Annotated in this window: 18 protein-coding genes and 1 tRNA gene; 8 read left to right on the top strand and 11 right to left on the bottom strand. The window is 34.4% G+C overall.

Annotation, left to right across the window (positions count from 1 at the left end; translation table 11 throughout):
* Positions 1–68 precede the first annotated feature (68 nt).
* On the top strand, positions 69–617 hold the full coding sequence (gene rsmD, locus OOK87_RS02140) for a 16S rRNA (guanine(966)-N(2))-methyltransferase RsmD (RefSeq protein WP_253309159.1): 549 nt from the start codon (positions 69–71) through the stop codon (positions 615–617).
* Here rsmD and OOK87_RS02135 read toward each other — a convergent pair.
* The 3 genes from OOK87_RS02135 to murD all read right to left on the bottom strand — a co-directional run bounded on the left by OOK87_RS02135 (position 614) and on the right by murD (position 4,071).
* Positions 614–1,969, bottom strand: coding sequence for a hypothetical protein (locus OOK87_RS02135; RefSeq protein WP_264687929.1), 1,356 nt, complete (start codon positions 1,967–1,969; stop codon positions 614–616). The two genes, rsmD and OOK87_RS02135, sit on opposite strands and share 4 nt — an antisense overlap.
* 89 nt (positions 1,970–2,058) lie before the next feature.
* Positions 2,059–2,658 (bottom strand): COQ9 family protein, encoded by a 600-nt coding sequence (locus tag OOK87_RS02130; protein WP_264329272.1) that lies wholly within the window; start codon positions 2,656–2,658, stop codon positions 2,059–2,061.
* A gap of 6 nt (positions 2,659–2,664) precedes the next feature.
* Positions 2,665–4,071, bottom strand: coding sequence for a UDP-N-acetylmuramoyl-L-alanine--D-glutamate ligase (gene murD, locus OOK87_RS02125; RefSeq protein ID WP_264687928.1), 1,407 nt, complete (start codon positions 4,069–4,071; stop codon positions 2,665–2,667).
* A 902-nt stretch (positions 4,072–4,973) separates the two neighbouring features.
* On the opposite strand from murD, the gene OOK87_RS02120 reads away from it, so the two are divergent.
* Genes OOK87_RS02120 through OOK87_RS02110 form a run of 3 tightly spaced genes read left to right on the top strand, consistent with a single transcriptional unit; the run spans position 4,974 to position 6,755 of the window.
* The gene (locus OOK87_RS02120; RefSeq protein ID WP_064125547.1) at positions 4,974–5,333 is read left to right on the top strand and encodes a ferredoxin family 2Fe-2S iron-sulfur cluster binding protein; all 360 of its coding nucleotides are present in this window, start codon (positions 4,974–4,976) and stop codon (positions 5,331–5,333) included.
* A 2-nt stretch (positions 5,334–5,335) separates the two neighbouring features.
* Complete coding sequence (locus OOK87_RS02115) at positions 5,336–6,376, top strand: hypothetical protein (RefSeq protein ID WP_264687927.1); 1,041 nt, start codon at positions 5,336–5,338, stop codon at positions 6,374–6,376.
* Positions 6,360–6,755: a cytochrome c-type biogenesis protein gene (locus tag OOK87_RS02110; protein ID WP_064125549.1), complete on the top strand. Its 396-nt coding sequence runs from the start codon at positions 6,360–6,362 to the stop codon at positions 6,753–6,755. Before OOK87_RS02115 ends, OOK87_RS02110 begins: the two co-directional genes overlap by 17 nt.
* A gap of 9 nt (positions 6,756–6,764) precedes the next feature.
* Here OOK87_RS02110 and OOK87_RS02105 read toward each other — a convergent pair whose 3' ends face one another.
* Both OOK87_RS02105 and gltX read right to left on the bottom strand, forming a co-directional pair.
* Complete coding sequence (locus OOK87_RS02105; RefSeq protein WP_264687926.1) at positions 6,765–7,646, bottom strand: Rpn family recombination-promoting nuclease/putative transposase; 882 nt, start codon at positions 7,644–7,646, stop codon at positions 6,765–6,767.
* 163 nt (positions 7,647–7,809) lie between these two features.
* Positions 7,810–9,132, bottom strand: a complete 1,323-nt coding sequence (gene gltX / locus OOK87_RS02100; RefSeq protein ID WP_264687925.1) for a glutamate--tRNA ligase — start codon at positions 9,130–9,132, stop codon at positions 7,810–7,812.
* Between the two features lie 78 nt (positions 9,133–9,210).
* On the opposite strand from gltX, the gene OOK87_RS02095 reads away from it, so the two are divergent.
* From OOK87_RS02095 to OOK87_RS02080, 4 genes are all read left to right on the top strand, one after another.
* A complete protein-coding gene (locus tag OOK87_RS02095) occupies positions 9,211–9,357 on the top strand; it encodes a hypothetical protein (RefSeq protein WP_264687924.1) in 147 nt (48 codons plus the stop codon).
* A gap of 4 nt (positions 9,358–9,361) precedes the next feature.
* Positions 9,362–11,359, top strand: a complete 1,998-nt coding sequence (ligA, locus tag OOK87_RS02090) for an NAD-dependent DNA ligase LigA (RefSeq protein ID WP_264687923.1) — start codon at positions 9,362–9,364, stop codon at positions 11,357–11,359.
* Between the two features lie 344 nt (positions 11,360–11,703).
* Positions 11,704–12,609 carry an Rpn family recombination-promoting nuclease/putative transposase gene (locus OOK87_RS02085; protein ID WP_264687922.1) on the top strand — a complete coding sequence of 302 codons (906 nt, stop codon included), beginning with the start codon at positions 11,704–11,706 and terminating at the stop codon, positions 12,607–12,609.
* 326 nt (positions 12,610–12,935) lie between these two features.
* Positions 12,936–13,322, top strand: a complete 387-nt coding sequence (locus tag OOK87_RS02080; protein ID WP_264687921.1) for a hypothetical protein — start codon at positions 12,936–12,938, stop codon at positions 13,320–13,322.
* Here OOK87_RS02080 and dapA read toward each other — a convergent pair.
* The 6 genes from dapA to OOK87_RS02050 form a co-directional block, all read right to left on the bottom strand.
* A complete protein-coding gene (gene dapA, locus OOK87_RS02075; RefSeq protein ID WP_264687920.1) occupies positions 13,312–14,244 on the bottom strand; it encodes a 4-hydroxy-tetrahydrodipicolinate synthase in 933 nt (310 codons plus the stop codon). The two genes, OOK87_RS02080 and dapA, sit on opposite strands and share 11 nt — an antisense overlap.
* 9 nt (positions 14,245–14,253) lie before the next feature.
* Positions 14,254–14,727, bottom strand: a complete 474-nt coding sequence (ssb, locus tag OOK87_RS02070; RefSeq protein ID WP_096616007.1) for a single-stranded DNA-binding protein — start codon at positions 14,725–14,727, stop codon at positions 14,254–14,256.
* 67 nt (positions 14,728–14,794) lie between these two features.
* Positions 14,795–14,868 (bottom strand) — tRNA-Arg (locus tag OOK87_RS02065).
* A 110-nt stretch (positions 14,869–14,978) separates the two neighbouring features.
* Positions 14,979–15,794 carry a hypothetical protein gene (locus tag OOK87_RS02060; RefSeq protein ID WP_253309204.1) on the bottom strand — a complete coding sequence of 272 codons (816 nt, stop codon included), beginning with the start codon at positions 15,792–15,794 and terminating at the stop codon, positions 14,979–14,981.
* A gap of 4 nt (positions 15,795–15,798) precedes the next feature.
* On the bottom strand, positions 15,799–16,407 hold the full coding sequence (locus OOK87_RS02055; RefSeq protein ID WP_253309205.1) for a hypothetical protein: 609 nt from the start codon (positions 16,405–16,407) through the stop codon (positions 15,799–15,801).
* A 4-nt stretch (positions 16,408–16,411) separates the two neighbouring features.
* Complete coding sequence (locus tag OOK87_RS02050) at positions 16,412–17,851, bottom strand: hypothetical protein (protein ID WP_253309206.1); 1,440 nt, start codon at positions 17,849–17,851, stop codon at positions 16,412–16,414.
* Positions 17,852–17,965 lie beyond the last annotated feature (114 nt).

Here is a 17,965-nt window from a genome sequence, read left to right as displayed (position 1 = left end):
ACTGCTAAAGCCATATTGACATTAATCATATAGTATTAAATAATTAGTTATTTTGGAGCTTATTTAGTATGCTACGCATCATTGCAGGCAAATATCGCGGAAGAAAAATAACTACAGGTAAGCATTTAGCTGCACGACCAACTATGAGTGTTGTCCGAGAAGCAATATTTAGTATACTTTCCTCAAGAAAACCTATTTATAACTTGAATGTACTTGATTTATTCTGCGGAAGTGGCTCTTTTTCATTTGAAGCACTTTCTCGCGGCGCTAAACATGCATTCATGGTGGATTCAGATTATTACAATTTGCAACTGCCTAAAAAAACAGCAGAAGATTTTGGAATTACGAACAATGTCACGCTAATTTGTTGCAGTGCTAACAAATTGCCACAACCTATTTCAAAGTGCGATGTAGTTTTTATAGACCCACCTTACAATAGCAATCTAGTTGAATCAACGTTGAATGGACTAGCTCACTCAGGCTGGTTAAGTGATGATGCATTGATAATTCTAGAGATTAGGAAAAACGAAGGTTTTGAGTGCAATAAAAACTTCAGTATAATCTTGGAACGTACCTACGGTATAGCAAGAATAATTTTTCTTTCTCTATTAACTTAAACTTGTATATGCTTTTCATTGATGGGTTTCAGTTCTATTTCCGTCAAGCTTCCAAAGATACTACTTTTACAGTAGTCTTTTAGCTTAAAATTTCTATTAAATTTACCTTTCAACAAATACTTATGTGCTTTTTCAATAAATTTATTTTCTTTTTCTTCGTAACTGGTGTATTTTGTTATATCATCATTATCCTCACGATAAACTAAATGTTCTTTATGATCAGCATGAATATTTTTGCTCTTACACTCCGTGTTTTGAGGATCGTGTTCAAGTACTATATTCCATCTAAACCATTCAGATGTGTCAGATGTGGATGAATCTGGAAGTTTACCAACGAGTTGTGCTTCCTGTGGAATTACAGTATCGCCTTTCCTGCCAGCAATTAATACAGGGCATTTTGTATTCTCTATAATCTCTCGTGAATTAAATTCCAATCCGCAACGATTAAACCAAAAATTCAAGAATTTTGCAGGAAGCCGTCTCATGAAAAAATTCCCTATCCCATGAGGAAAGTTATTAGTTGCATCCTTAAGTGAGCTATAAGAATTACTATGAATTAATGTTAAATAGATACCTTGTTTTTCAAATCTTTTTAAAACTTCTGCTGCAATTCCTCCAAGAGAGTTAGTATCCAAAATTATATTGTTTGGATGCACACCTTTTACAAGTAACATGTTTACCATTGCCATTCCAGCTTGAACTAACTTTTCACCGTTTGTTAGAAATTCATATAGCGCTACAATTTTCTTTCTTTCCAAGAGGAACTCTATAATATCCTCTATATCTTTTTCCAACTCTTGATCACAAGCTTCTGCATCTCTTTTCGAATCTTTATCTATAAGTTCTTTTTTATAACGCTTTATCCACTCAGGGCTGACTTCATTTTCTAAAAAGCTTTTAATTCTGTGTACTACAAATCTCTTCTTAATAAAGTCAAAAAGCATCCATAGGCAAAGTACGATAAAACATATGGTAGCCAAAATTGATAGCACTACTGATGCAAAAGCTAACCCTGTAAGTACCTTTTTTGATTTTTGATTCTGGTATGCCAAGTATAACGACACAATAGAAGCAGTGGACAATATAGCAGAACATAACCATAGTGAGATTATTCTCCTATTGAATTTTTTTTCTTCAGCATTTAATTCTTCTTGAAAGAATCTTGGATTAACAATTCTAGAGAAATAGGGATAGTCAAAATAATGCTTAACTAACTTACTTTCTTGTCCCTTAAGTGGATTTTTACCACGAGCATTAACCTTAATACACCCAAGTACTCCAAAAAAGTTTATCACGTGTTTTGTATTTTTTTCTGGCTTGATATCACTATTGGTATGATAAATAACTTTCATTTTATCGTTAATGAATATTTAGTTATTTTAACATAAAGATCAAAAAAAACAAGAGAATATAAATATGAATAACCAGTATGATGAAAAGCTTATAAGAAATTTCCTATGATTCCTTTTAAGCGAGTTTTGAATTTTTGAAATGTCATGACATTGTTGATACGGTTATCAAGAAACGATAAAGTATCCGCAAAATCTTCTGAATAATCATTGATAAAAAAAAGTATCGTACTTAAGTACACTCCAGCTAATATTGCTCTTTTTGTATAGTAGTTAAAATCTGTTGATTGGTCATGAATGCCATACCAAATCGCGCTAATAGTTCTGTATAAAAGTTTACTAGAAAAATATGTATTTTTTGGTGATACGGAGAATGATAAAACATTTTTTAAAAGTTCTCTATAATTCGGTAGCTTAGCGTAGTTTGAAAGGCGTATTTGAATAGCTAATTTTACCCGCTCTCGCACTTTCATATCTTCTAAATTGGAATTTCTTAGTTCAGCTTCCATTGAGCTATTTAAGTCCTCTGCTATGTGCTCCAAAGCGCTATATATTCCATTCTGAAATTTGCAAAAGCTATTAGCTAGATTAAGGTCTGTGCAAATTTTTAATAGGGTTTCATCGCTTATCCCTTCAAATGGAATAACCCTAATTAGCTTATCTATTATTAACTTTATTTCATCTTGTTCCACGCAACATTATACTAAACAGCATGTGTGATTGTACCTGAGATTTTCAAACATTCTACAAAATGCTTCACCACGTTCCTCGAAATTTTTCCATTGATCAAAAGAAGCACACGCGGGAGAAAGTAATATAGTTACTTCTTCTGCGCTATTTAAGGCCTCTTCAAAAGCCAATCTGAATGCATCTTCTAGATTGCAACATCTAACATAATCTACTTTATTCTCCATAGTGTTTGCAAAGGCTTCGGTTGATTCTCCAATAAGAAAAGCTTTTCTAATCCTCGTGAAATGCTTGCTTAATGATTCTATTCCACCTTTTTTGCTTCTTCCACCAACGATCCAATTTATGTTTTCATAAGATAAGATCGCCTTTTCGCTCGACTTTGCATTAGTTGCTTTGCTATCGTTCACGAAAAACACATTTCTTATTTTGCCAAGCAGTTCATTCCTATGCCTCAGTCCTGAAAAGGACTTGATTCCATTGATAATAGTGTTGCTATCTACTCCAAGTAGCTTACATACGGCATATGCGGCTGCTATGTTTTCTGCGTTGGATATTAGGTTTATTTTCACGTCGCTTACTGATAAGCTATGACTCTCTAGTTTTAACGAGATCTTCTGGATCCGAGTAGTCAAGCACTGGGATGACAAAAGAAGTGGCTGGAATGACAAAGAGGATGACATCGAAGCTGAGATTGGAATTTTGTTTCCAGTGAATTTGTTGAATATGTCAGCAGTAATCTCATTGTCACATCCTATTACGGCAACCTCACTACCGTTTATCAGTTTTAATTTAGTTGCTATGTAGTTCTCCATACTTCCATGCCTATCTATGTGATCTGGTGTAATATTGAGCAGTGCTGAAATGTCCACGTTAATTTCATTCATCAACTCCAATTGAAAAGAGGAAAATTCAATTACATAAATTTCTGCATCTCTTTCTAGATCCAAAACAGGAACGCCTAAATTTCCACCAATAGCTACTTTTTTCCCTGCAGATTTTAATATGTGCCCTATTAGTGATGTAGTGGTTGATTTACCATTTGTTCCTGTGATGCCTATTACCTTCTGGTTCGTAGTTTTAGCTTCAAGAAATAGCTCAATGTCTGATTTTATTTTGCAATCAAATCTCCTTGCAAGTTTTACTATCCAATGTGTCTCTGTTGGCACTCCAGGGCTTAAAACCAATGCACTGATCTCATGCCAATTGTATTCCTTGGGATGAATAAAATTACATTTTTTATACATCATTTTTGCATTTGCTATTTGCTCTTCATGATCATCCCATGCATATATTCTTGCACCACTCTTTATTAGAGCGTTAATGGCGGATAAACCAGTTTTACCAAGACCAAAAACCGCGACGTTTTGATTTTTGTATTTGTTTAGTTGCACTGCTAGATAACTTATGCGAACCATTTTATAAAGATATCGTACAAACTACAACAGACTTCTTGCATAGGTCACAACTGTCATTCAGTAGAAACGAAAAAACTTCCTTGACAAACTCCGCCAGCCCCCTTATTGTAGTATTCAGGGTATTTATGACTCAAAACTTGTTTTTGATCCGCGCGGGCTCAACAACAAAATTCAGTAAAAAAACTCAGGTATTTATTGGCGGATTACATAAAATTATAGCGGCTGCATGTCTTTTAAATTTTTTCTACATTCAGCCAAATCGCGCTTAAACTAAGCGTCAGCACATTATTACAGCGCCACTTACAGTAATATAGAGTCAAAGCTCGCTACTCGGGGCTTCTTTTGCCTTTTTTTCGTTTGGTAAATTTCTTAAATATTTATAGCTAAACGACAACCGTCATCCCGCTACGTGTTAGCGGGATCTGAAGATACCGCGGCGGTATGACGGTCTGCGGCGGTATGACGGTTCGTGGTGACATGACGATAACCTCGTCATCCCGCTGCTTGTTAGCGGGATCTATGTGAGATACCGTGAATAAATCACGGTATGACGGTTAAGTAATTCGTCATCCCGCTACTTGTTAGCGGGATCTAGAGATACCGCGGCGGTATGACGGTTCGCGGCGGCATGACGATAACCTCGTCATCCTGCTGCGTGTTAGCGGATGAGATACCGTGAATAAATCACGGTATGACGGTTCGTGGCGGTATGACGTAGAAGCTATACTTTTATACTCACCAACTTCAGTATCCAATCTGGATCCAAGTAGTCAGCTACTTGAATGACAAGAAAGGGGTACTTGGATGACAAAAAATAGGCACTGGAATTGCAAAGAGTTTGCAAATATTAGTTATTACCTGTAGAATACAGAGAAATTAGTAAGGATTTTAATAGGAATAATATGCCATCTGTTACTTTTGTTTTACCTGATGGGAGTAAGAAAAGCTATGAAGCTGCAGAGGGAGAAACTCTGCTTAATTTAGCCCACAGAAGTGATCCAGATCTGCTTGAAGGTGCATGTGAAGGCTCTCTTGCTTGTTCTACATGCCACGTGATTGTTGATCCAGAATTTTATGATGCTGTAGAAACGCATAATCCCATATCTGATGAGGAAAACGATATGTTAGATCTAGCCTTCGGCTTAACAGAGACATCAAGACTTGGGTGCCAAATAAAAATCACAAAAGATATCGACGGTTTGTGTGTAACCATACCAAGGGGTACAAGAAATATATCATTGGATAAACAGGGGAATAATTAGCTATGCGTAAGATTTTTATCTATATTATCATCTCTTTACTTTTGTTTATTCCTGTAGCGTATGGTGGTTTTTGGTATTTTTCTGCATGTAAGGTAAAAAATCTTTTAGCTGAAGCAATACTATACATTAACGACGAAAAGTTTGATATTTCACATGATTTCAGTGGACTTCCTTCTAACCTAATTTTCCGTGTGACAAACCCAAAATTTTCCAATAAGCAATTAACCATCTCATCTGATGCTTTATTGATAAAAAATAGATTGTTTGATAAATCAGTATATATCTACATACCAAGCAATGAAGTCAACATTGTTGTTCATGGTGATGAGAAAAAGAATATAAAATGCCACACAAACGATAGCAGCCACTTTGTTGTTAGACTAAATGATTTACCATCTTCATTGCGATTCAACAGAAATAGTACCGTGATAGACTATATAGATACACTTCGTTACGCAGATTATGGATTAAAATGTGATGTTTCAGAAAATCAGCAAAGTGTTATAACTGAAGTGAATGATAAAAGCAATTACATTCAATTTCACCTCGATAAAGAACCAAGTGGAAATACTAAACTAGGATTTGATTTTTATACTTATCGGTATAAAAATACTGCAAGTCCTGAAAGTTACCTTAGTATCGACACTAAATTTGATTACGAATTTGTAAACCACATCTCAGCTTCCAGAGTTAATTTCAACATAGAGAAATTTTTAATTCAAAGTAATAATTTTTCTCTTGCTGCAGATGGTGGAATGCAAAATTATAATTTGGTTACGTCTTCATTTAAAGACAAAATCAACGTGGCTATATCAAATTATAAAGAATTAATCTCGTTTATGATTGGTGACTCAAAAACTTCAGATGCGTTTGAAAAATTAATGTCTTCCTTATCAGAAAAAACAACTGATGACAGCGTTCAATTTTCAATAAAGTACGATGATGATGTAGGGTCAAGCTTTATTGGAAAGTTATCCACCACTGATTTTATGAACCAACTCAGTAAAATAACCCAATTAACCAAGGATGAGAGCAGTAGTTAGTTTACTTTTCATATTGATATTTCACTCAGGCGTAAACGCTTTTACTCTGGATAATAAACTCAGAGATAAAAGCATGGAAAAACGAGCAACCAGTTTATTTGAAATAATAAGGTGTCCAATATGTTCTGGCGAATCATTGTCTGAATCTGGATCTCAGATTGCGTATGATATGCGAAAAGCAATTCGTAAAAAAATCAATGATGGATACACAGATGAAGAGATAATCTCAGAGTTAAAAAATTCTTACGGCAATTCAATTATAACTACCCCACCTAGCACTTACATTTTGTGGTTTATTCCACTCACAACTCTGCTTATTGGGTGTTTTTTAATACGAAAGTATATCAGTATGTCCAGTATATTTAAACCTTTTATGTAATGTAACCGTTCACAGATTTCCACTTAATTCTTCAATCTCACTAATAGAAAGGCCTGTAAACTTGACAATAGTGTTGACATCAACATTATTAGCCAGCATTGCTTTTGCGACTTCAATTTTTCCTTTCTCTATACCTTTTTCTATACCTTTCTCTTCAGCAAGATCAAGTCTGTATTCAAGAATGGCTTCTTCTTTCCGTAGATCCATTATTCTTTCTTCGTAAGCTACTAAATCTTTTTCGTTCCAACGAAACTTATCTAACTCATCATATGCTAGCTTTATTATTGGTGCCTTTTCTGCAATTTTCTTTAGATCTTCATCTGTCGTTTCTTCAGCATATTTAAAGAAAAATAGCCAACGATCTACTATGCTTTCTAGCTGTTCTACTTTGCTTTTTGTAAATTTAGGTAACTCAATAAAGACAAATTGAAAATCTTTTAAGTAATGGCCGTTGGTTTTTATATCACGTATATTATGAGTAGAGATATAACCAACTTCTTCAGGAAGTAAGTTACAATTGGAAATAGCAATAAAGAAGACTTTCTTTAAATCAATGTAGTTGCCAGATTTATCTAATTGTCTTGAGTAAGCCTTAGCAGCATATAGTTGAGCGCGTTTCTCAAAACCTTTATCACGAGCCAGTTGCATCTCAATCACAAACCTATTACCAATAGAATCCTTGCAGAGAACATCAACAATACTTTGTTTATCAGAGGCAATTTTGGGATCCATGATAGTACTTAAGAATTCTACTTCTTGTATTGCACTTGCCTCAGCAAATCCTAAAATATCGTTCAAAAAGTGAATAAGGATATTCTTATTTTTTTCCGTTCCAAAGATTTTTTTGAAACACAAATCATTGCGAGGATCGAGAAATTTTGAAAGAGCCATAATGCTTGGAAAATATTAATAATTATACACTATTATTAACAATTATTCAACTATATTTTTGAAGATAGCTAGTTTCTGTATTTACTTTAAATTGAAGAAAGCTCAAATGAAAGATCGTGTTTTTCACAGAATGCAGTCTGGTTACTATATAATTTTTTGATTTTCACTTTTTTTTTAACCTTGCAATGATATTTTCTTTGCCGATAAAAATTAATAATTTAGCGAGCTCTGGTCCTGTTTCTGTTCCTGTTAAAGCTGAACGCAACTGCATAAATAAGTCTTTTGCCTTTATATCCACTGTCTGTCGAATAGCTTTTACCCACTCTGATAATGTGTTTTCGTTACAATCGCCTTGAGGCAATGCATTGAACGCAATTTTTATAAGCTCCTTATCAAGAATCACAGGCTCTATATCAGATTTGCATATTTTCCACCACTTGGCCACCTCAGAAAACCTTTCTATATTGTTCCTTATAAAATACCAAAACTCTGAGGAGCCCACTCCAATTTGATTTAAACGTTCTTGTACAATTTCAAATGACATTTGTTGCAGCACTTTGCTATTTAGCTTGTATACTTCACTCAAGCTGAATTGTACAGATGCTGAGCTAAATTTTTTAATGTCAAATGAGTCAATCAAAGATTGCATACAGGCGCAAGCTTCAATTGGATTGGATGTTCCGAGCTTCACTAAATAACTAACTAGCGCCATTGGTTCAGTCTCATCTTCTCTTATGGACTTGATATCCAGCCCGCCTTTCCGTTTCGATATCTTGCTATCATCAAAATGTAGTAGAGAAAGGTGAGCAAATATAGGAATTTTCGCTTTTAATGCTTTAATCATTTGGATCTGAACTGCGGTATTAGTTACATGATCTTCCCCACGTACAACATGGGTTACATTAAAGTCAACGTCATCAATAACAGAAGGTAGCATGTATGTATAAATTCCATCTTCTCTTTTTACCACAGGATCGCTGATGTGACTTGTTGCAATATTTATTTCACCTTTAACTTCATCATTCCATTTAACAACTTCATTTCTATCCAATTTAAACCTGAAATGTGGTCTTCTTCCTTCTTGCTCATAATGAATTTTCTCTTGCTCAGTTAGAAGTAACGCGCTTCTGTCATATACCGGGGGAAGTCCTTGTTTTAACTGCAATTTTCGTTTAATGTCTAACTCTTCTCTTGTTTCATAGCATGCATAAACATGCCCTTCTTTTATTAACTGCAAAAACACCTCATTGTAACGCTCAAAGCGCTCTGATTGCTTAAAACTTGCATCCCAATCTATGCCAATCCATTTTAGGTCTTCTATGATATTATTTATATATTTGACATCTGAACGCTGAAGGTCAGTATCATCAAAACGGAGTAGAAATTTTCCATTTTGATTACGTGTGTACATCCAACAAACCAAAGCAGTCCGTACGTTTCCTACGTGGAGATAGCCAGTTGGGCTTGGAGCGAATCTTGTTAGCATTTAAATAGCAATATTGTAAAATAATAACTTATTTACTCTAATTTATTTTAATTTTATATAAATATACGGCTAAAGCAAGTGAGATCTGCTAATACAATTGAGCAAGAGAAGAATAAGTATGGCTATAGCATTGTGGCACCTTTGATATTTGATGGATTAAGACCATATGATAAATTCAAGAAAATTCACAACTTGACGACAAAGGCTAATGTAGCATCATATTGATATCATGACTAACTTAGAAAAGATGAGAGAAAAACTGCAAGATCAAATAAATTATCATAATGTTTTGTATCACCAAAAAAATAAGCCAGAAATAAGTGATGCTGAATATGATGAACTGAAGAAAAAGTTAGCTGAAATAGAGGCACAATTTCCAGAAATTTATGCAACACAAGATAGTGTTGGTGCTCCACCTGATGAGAGGTTTTCTAAGGTGGAACATCAAGAACCTATGCTTTCTCTTGAGAATGCTTATGATGAACAAGATGTAGAGAAATTTTTGTCTAAAATAAAGAGGTTTTTAATTGAGGACAAAATAGAGATATTATGTGAGCCAAAAATTGATGGGTTGTCGTTTTCTGCAATTTATGAGGATGGGAGATTTGTTAAAGCTGCAACTCGAGGTGACGGTTTTTTAGGGGAGGATGTCACTCACAATGTTGCAACAATAAAAGGCTTTCCTAAGTTTTTGCAAGGCGTGCAAGGAAGACTAGAAGTAAGAGGTGAAATATACATCAGTAACAGCGACTTTTTAAAGTTAAATGAAAACGATGAATTTGCCAATCCTCGAAATGCAGCTGCTGGTTCTCTAAAGCAATTGGATGCAAACATTACAGCAAGTAGACCACTTAGATATTTTGCTTATTCTTTGATTGGTGGAGCAGAGAAAAGTCAAAGTGAAATACTAAATAAGCTTGAGGCACTTGGTTTTTGCGTAAATGAGCATCAGTCCTTAACGAGTAGTTTGGATGGAATGCTGAAGTTCTATAACGAGGTCTATAATTGTCGCTATAACTTGGATTATGATATTGATGGAATAGTCTATAAAGTAAATGATTTGGTACTACAAAATCGTCTAGGGAATACTCAAAAAGCACCGCGCTCAGCACTTGCATACAAGTTTTCTGCGGTTTATGCAAAAACAAAGTTAAATAAGATATTTATACAGGTGGGCAGAACAGGGGTTTTAACTCCAGTTGCAGATTTAGTGCCAGTCAATATTGGTGGGGTGCTAGTTAGTAGAGCAAGTCTGCATAACCAAGATGAGATAAAACGTAAAGACATAAGAGAGGGAGATATTGTAACAATCAAAAGGGCAGGAGATGTAATTCCCCAGATAGTTGAAGTAAGCAGAGATTCTCGTCTTCCAAATACACCTGAATTTGTGTTTCCTGGAGTATGCCCTGAATGTGGTAGTAAAGTACGTCAGGTTGAGGGAGAGGCGGCAGTAAGATGTCCTGAGGAATTTGCCTGTAAAGCTCAAATAATAGAAAAACTAAAGCATTTTGTATCGAAAGATGCATTTGACATTGTTGGCCTTGGTGATAAGCAGATAGAGTTTTTTTACGACCTTGATCTGATAAAACAAATCCATGATATTTTTACTTTAGAAGAAAAATTGGATGAATTTAATCTGGAAGGACATTCTGGCTGGGGCGAGAAATCTATAGCTAATTTGTTAAATTCTATACAAAGCAGAAGGGTAATAACTCTAGATAGGTTTATATTTTCTTTAGGTATTAGATTTATTGGCCAAGTTGCAGCAGAATTGCTTGCAGATTATTATGTTTCTTATGATAATTGGTATAATTCGATGATTGAACTGTCATCAGATAATACTGAGCTAGTCGGTATAGACGGCATAGGAAAAAAAGGGGCTGAATCTTTGGAATCATTTTTTTCTAAGGAACATAACATCAAAATGTTAAATGATCTTACTGCTTGTCTTCAAATTCTTCCTGTGAACTCCAACTCTAGTGACTCTGTTTTAAATAATAAAATTATAGTGTTTACTGGTAAGCTACTTGCTATGAGTAGAGGAGAGGCAAAAGTAAGAGCCAAAACTCTAGGAGCAAAGGTCAGCTCACATCTTTCTGCTAAAACTGACTACCTAATTGCAGGAGAAAAACCAGGATCCAAATATAAAAAGGCAGTGGAATTAGGTGTAGAAATTTTAGATGAAGACCAGTGGCATAAAGTGATAAGTTTGGGAGTGTTCAAATAACATTTGGATTGTATATTAAATCAAAGTTGCAAGACTATAATGAGCAAGCTGTTAATTGGATTGATTGGATTACCACAAAAAAACTCCTTTCTTTCTCTCCATTTTTTCTGGGTAAGGTCATGGTGCTGGTACAGGTCCTATAGCTGACCCAAGCAACACGTCATACCGCGATTTATTCGCAGTATCTCAGCATAGATTCCGCTAACAAGTAGCGGAATGACGAATTTTTGTTTTTCAAATTATCGGTAAACCTAAGTCACTTTAGCTATAGCTATCTTCAAAAATATGGTTGAATAATTGTTAATAATAGTGTATAATTATTAATATTTTCAAGCATTTTTGCCATGGCTCTTTCAAAATTTCTCGATCCTCGCAATGATTTGTGTTTCAAAAAAATCTTTGGAACGGAAAAAAATAAGAATATCCTTATTCACTTTTTGAACGATATTTTAGGATTTGCTGAGGCAAGTGCAATACAAGAAGTAGAATTCTTAAGTACTATTATGGATCCCGAAGTTGCCTCTGATAAACAAAGTATTGTTGATGTTCTCTGCAAGGATTCTCACGGAAATAGATATATAGCAGAAATGCAGCTCGCTAGAGACAAGGGCTTCGAAAAACGCGCTCAATTATATGCCGCTAAAGCCTACTCAAGACAATTAGATAAATCTGGCAACTACATTGATTTAAAGAAAGTCTTCTTTATTGCTATATCAAATTGTAACTTACTTCCTGAAGAAGTTGGTTATATCTCTACTCATAATATACGTGATATAAAAACCAACGGCCATTACTTAAAAGATTTTCAATTTGTCTTTATTGAGTTACCTAAATTTACAAAAAGCAAAGTAGAACAGCTAGAAAGCATAGTAGATCGTTGGCTATTTTTCTTTAAATATGCTGAAGAAACGACAGATGAAGATCTAAAGAAAATTGCAGAAAAAGCGCCAATAATAAAGCTAGCATATGATGAATTAGACAAGTTTCGTTGGAACGAAAAAGATTTAGTAGCTTACGAAGAAAGAATAATGGATCTACGGAAAGAAGAAGCCATTCTTGAATACAGACTTGATCTTGCTGAAGAGAAAGGTATAGAGAAAGGAAAAATTGAAGGGAAAATTGAAGGGAAAATTGAAGGGAAAATTGAAGTCGCAAAAGCAATGCTGGCTAATAATGTTGATGTCAACACTATTGTCAAGTTTACAGGCCTTTCTATTAGTGAGATTGAAGAATTAAGTGGAAATCTGTGAACGGTTACGGATTGATTGGATTACCACAAAAAAACTCCTTTCTTTCTCTCCATTTTTTCTGGGTAAGGTCATGGTGCTGGTACAGGTCCTATAGCTGACCCAAGCAACACGTCATACCGCGATTCATTCGCGGTATCTCGGCATAGATTCCACTAACTAGTAGCGGAATGACGAATTTGTCGTTTTTCAAATCGTCGGTAAACCTAAAAAAGTTTGCATCATATGCAGCAATAGCCATAGGGTCTGTAGGGCTTATAGCTAGTATCACAGCTCTTAAATATTGTCCTAGTTTACCGCCTTTGATCGCAGGGGGGATGATTGGCTCTATGCTCCCGCTAGTTGCGTGTACGCTTGTTGGCATTTTATTGCTTATAGATAGAAGCTCTCTCGATAAAATATACGGTAATATATATGACCAAAAAAAGATAAATGAAAAAGCTGAATTGTTTGATAAATTGAGTAAGTGTGTTTTACCTCTTATAGCAGGGGCTGTTGTTTCTTTTGGAGTTGGAGCAGGTTTAGCTGCCCTTGGCCTTGAATCGCCCCTAGCTATAGCCGTCTTAGCTGCAGTAGCATGCAAAGTTATTATGTCACTTTTTAGTGCAATAACTGAACGCTCTTCTTCTCCACCAACACCACCAGGTAGCTCGGTTGACAGCGGTGTGAAAGTTAATGGTGCTAGTGCAGGTTGTGTTCCTAGCCCTAGTCATTAGTCAGTTCTTTCCATCCAAGAATCATTTTATTGGCTTGCCTCAATTTTTCAACAGAAGGCAAGTCTTCTGTGCTGAGTGGTAGGCGGACAGTTTGATGTTCTATAAGACCAATATCATGCAAAAGTGCTTTAGTGGGTATTGGGTTGCTGGCAATAAATAGAGCTTTGCAAGCTTGTTGCCAGATATCTGTTGAACTTTTCATGTCATTTCCTGTCATTTGAGGAGTTGTTTTTTTTCTAGTTACGTGCTGGAATGACAGTAGGCATTGCTTAACATATTCATGTGCTACATGTGGCCAAACATTGGAAGCAACGGAAACCAGACCAGCTGCACCATAAGCGGCCATATCGGATATCATATTATCATCTCCGTAAAAGACCTCAATATTTGGAGCAACTTTCTTATACCGAGCTAAAGTATCAACGGTGCCACTTGAATCTTTGATAGCCCAAAATTTTTCGTGGCTGGATAAGTTGCGTACAGTTTCAGCGTGAAGACTCACTCCTGCTCTCGATGGAATATTGTAAAACATAGCCGGCACATGTGCTTTCTCAAGCAGCTTTTCAAACCATAAAGTCTGCCCCATAATTCCGGGCTTTGCATAAATGGGAGTTGTCATTAGATAGCCATGAATAGGCATACCCTTGCAAAAATCAAGCCATTCAAGAGTTTGATATAGATTCACTCCTGGTACACCAATTATAATTTTCGTATTTAATTTTAGCTTACATACAAATTCAACTAATGTACGCTTTTCAGAATCAGTAAGCGATAGGCCTTCACCTGTGCTACCCAGTAACACTACGCCATTTTCAGCTTCAGCTTGTATTGTAAGTAAACGCTGCAAACTGCGGTAATCTATGTCATCCCCATTGCAATTAAAAGGAGTAACACAAGCAGTCCATAAAAATATAAATTTCAATTTAAATTGTTAAAATGGTATTTCATCGTCGATTAGTTCATCTTTTATATCGTTGTCAAAACTTTCGTGCTTATTTTTTTGTTCTGTTTCATTTTGCTTGTATTCACTTGGCTTGTAATCGGAATTTGGTCGCGAATCCAAGAGAGTAAGAGCGCTATTAAAATTATATAGAACCACCTCTGTTGTGTATCTTTCACTACCGTTTTGGTCAGTCCATTTTCTAGTTCTCAAAGAACCTTCAACATAAACTTTACTGCCTTTGCGTGCAAAATCTTTGACGATTTTTACTAATCCTTCACTAAAAATTACAATATTATGCCATTCTGTCTTTTCAGAGCGCATACCGGAAAGTTTGTCAGTCCAACTTTCAGACGTGGCTATTGAAAAACTTGCCATCTCTTTTCCATTTTGTGTAGTCCTAATTTCAGGATCTTTTCCTAAATTACCAACTAATATGACTTTGTTTATGGTACCACCAGACATAATTATGCTCTAAATAAATCCCTTTATTATCTTATGTGAAAGTACTATTGTCAAATTTAATTAAAAGTGCGCTTGGAGGGATTCGAACCCACGGCCTTTGCCTCCGGAGGGCAACGCTCTATCCAACTGAGCTACAAGCGCATATATAGCTACCCACCCGCGGTATCTATGTTGAGATCCCGCTAACGAGCAGCGGGATGACGGTTTTTCAAATTGTCGGTAAACCTAAGTCACTTTGGCTATATACTAAATTATTTAATAGATAAGCTATCCAAGTCAAATTTTTGTTTTGGATAAAGCGTAAACATAACACTCCCATGTCCAAGATATACATTTTGAGAATCATTCGCATGCTTTTTTATTGCTTTTTGATCTACGGCCCATACAAAAGTCACACAATTTTCAGTGACTGAGTGCACCTTTAAGTCCTTAGTATTTATAAACAGCTTTCCATTTACCCATATTTTCCATGTATCGGAAGAAAGATATAAAATTGAGTCTAAACTCACTACCTTACAGTTGAAATTATCTGATACCTCCTCTTTTGCAGCTCTTGAAGACCGTAAATTGAACTTTTCCATTTCATTGACCATTCTATTAACTGGCTCTTCATCAAAAAAAATGCTTTTTACGTTACTATATTGTGACAAAACGTCAAAGTCACTTTCCACTGCTTCTCTTATTATATCGTCCCGATCTGTATAGCTTAGTTTTTGATTGTTAATAAAGAAACACTCTTTTGCACGTAAATTTGCTATATCAATAAAATCATCGATTTCTTGATTGCCAACTTTAAGAATACTTTCAAAATATCTTTTTTCTATCATCATTCCATACTGAGAATGATGACAAACCATTTCATCATCACCTTGTTTTTCTATATATACGCATAAATTTCCACTATTTAATCCTAATATTTTATGCTCAATAAAATCTTCATTGCCAATATATTGTCGGCAAGAATACTCCTTACAAATTTCTATGCTTTCTATGATATCTTCACAACTGCAATATGCATTAACATTGGAAATGAGTAGCGTAAAAATAAAAAACAGCTTTATGTTCATCACCTTATCTACTTAATATAGTATACCAATCAAAGACTATATTAACTCTCACTATCTCTATCATATTACCATTCAAAATTTGATTCATAGTTGCAGCATCAATATTTCTCTGCTTGTTTAAAATAAGAGATTTGATCATAACATAACCGGGCAGATTTGGAATAGACTGTAGAAATAAAAAAATATGCTTATCGCTGATTGAACTTAAATTTAGGACCACTTCACTTTTTATTACTTTTGTGCGTTCACTTTTGTTGTGGAGCTCAACTTCTTCGGGTATAGAAATTGATATTTCAGGTTCTAATATATAGTACTTTTTATATAACCTGCTAAGCTCGAAATTTAAATTTGCAATGTATCTGCTACTGTGTAAATTTGAAGAAGAAATTTTTTTCCATAAATCTAGGTTTTTATTTAGAACAACTTCCTTTTTTTGAATTCCAGTAATCTGTAAATTAATAGAACGTATTTTATCAATCGCAATTTGGTTTTTATTATAAACCTTTTCGTTATAGATAACAACATATGTTAATAACCCTATTAATCCAACAGATAATAACAAACACGATATAAACTGAATTGTAGCTTTTCTTTTTAATTGAGAGATAGTCATTAATCTACATTGCCTCTCCTATTTCAACATCAATAGATAGATTTTGCCCTTTAGCAGCAGGTAAGTTAGAAATATTAATGTCATAGGTACGAAAATTATCGTTTAAATTTTTTCGTAGTTTCTCGTATTGATAGGAAATATTTTTACCGGATCGAAAATTAAACCTTAAAGTTGTGGTAATATAACTTTTTGCCTCATTATAATTCCATTCAAATGATCGAAGCTCTATACCTGGTACTTTTAACTTTTCTACATACTTAACTTGTGTAAGAGGAGAGTATTCTATTTTTGATAAAATATTATTGATATTAATAAAATCATAAATTTCATCTATTTTTTTTACATTATAGCTTTGGCTAAGTTTTGTTAATTGGTTATTTAAGGTGCTCTGCTTTGCGGATAAATTATCAGCGACACTGAAGTTTGAATACAAATTTAGCAAACAAAGGGCGTTAATTACGACTAAAACCAAAGCGAAGTATAGAAAAATTTGAGGAGAGTTTAAATAAAGATAATTGAATAGATAAAATTCTTTAGTTTCCTTTGTATTAAAAATAGCTGCTAATTTATTCTTAAAGCTGTGAAACAAAATTATGGTATCGCAAAAGTTATCTTTTTCACTTATAGCTAGTTCTGCTCCTAATAGTTTGCCTAACTCATATGGAGTTAATATGTTCACACTGTTCTCTGAAAAATTTATGACTGATAAACTAGCTTTAATATCTTCTGACACTATGATGCAAAGGTCGATAGGGTTATTTTTTTCAAACCCAAACTTAGTTAAGGATCGAATAGTATCTTGCACTTCCTGATATATTCCACCAGCAATAATTCCTGGTAAATTATCATTAGTAAATGGTACTAAACGCGTAAATATCATTTTATTCTCTTTAAGAACCACTTGTCTATAGCCTCCCGTTTTAGTTGCAGCAACTATAATTTTCCAATTATTAGGATCTTTATGTAGAATCTTTTTTGTTATATTACTTATTTCTATAGGAAACATTAATATTCCCTTAAAGTTGGAGCCTATCTCAATAAACACATTCAACCAATATTCTACTAAATGCTTTGCTTTTGATGAAACAAGAAGATAGCACCAGTTTTGATTGAATTTGTTTGGCTTCTCAACCAAAAAAACTGAACTTATGTCATTATTACGAGAAAAATGCTCCATCTTTGTTTTTGCTGATAGATAGGCACTAATCTTGTTTGCCCTTGTAATAAACTGTAGCGAGTAATTTTGATCTGCATGATTAAGCACCAGGTATAAAGGTGCTTTTTTGTCTGATGAAAGACATGAAATTAAATCGGAAACTGCTTTATCGTTTTTGCCCTTAACAAAATACCTTTTATTTAAAGTATTATTTTTAAAATATAGTAACATTATGCCTTCTTCTCCAATAGAAAGCATAAACTTACTTTTGGATTTTGAACTAAACATATTAACAAAGCATATACTTATCTAGAATTAAAAAGGCAATTTATTGAAATTCATTAAACGTTAGAGGGAAATATTGTTATAAATTTTCGCAGCAACATTATTTATATTATAATT

Origin of the sequence: Wolbachia endosymbiont (group A) of Sympetrum striolatum, assembly GCF_947250715.1 — a bacterium.
Taxonomy (GTDB): Bacteria; Pseudomonadota; Alphaproteobacteria; order Rickettsiales; family Anaplasmataceae; genus Wolbachia.
This window is presented reverse-complemented; position numbering and strand designations above follow the sequence as displayed.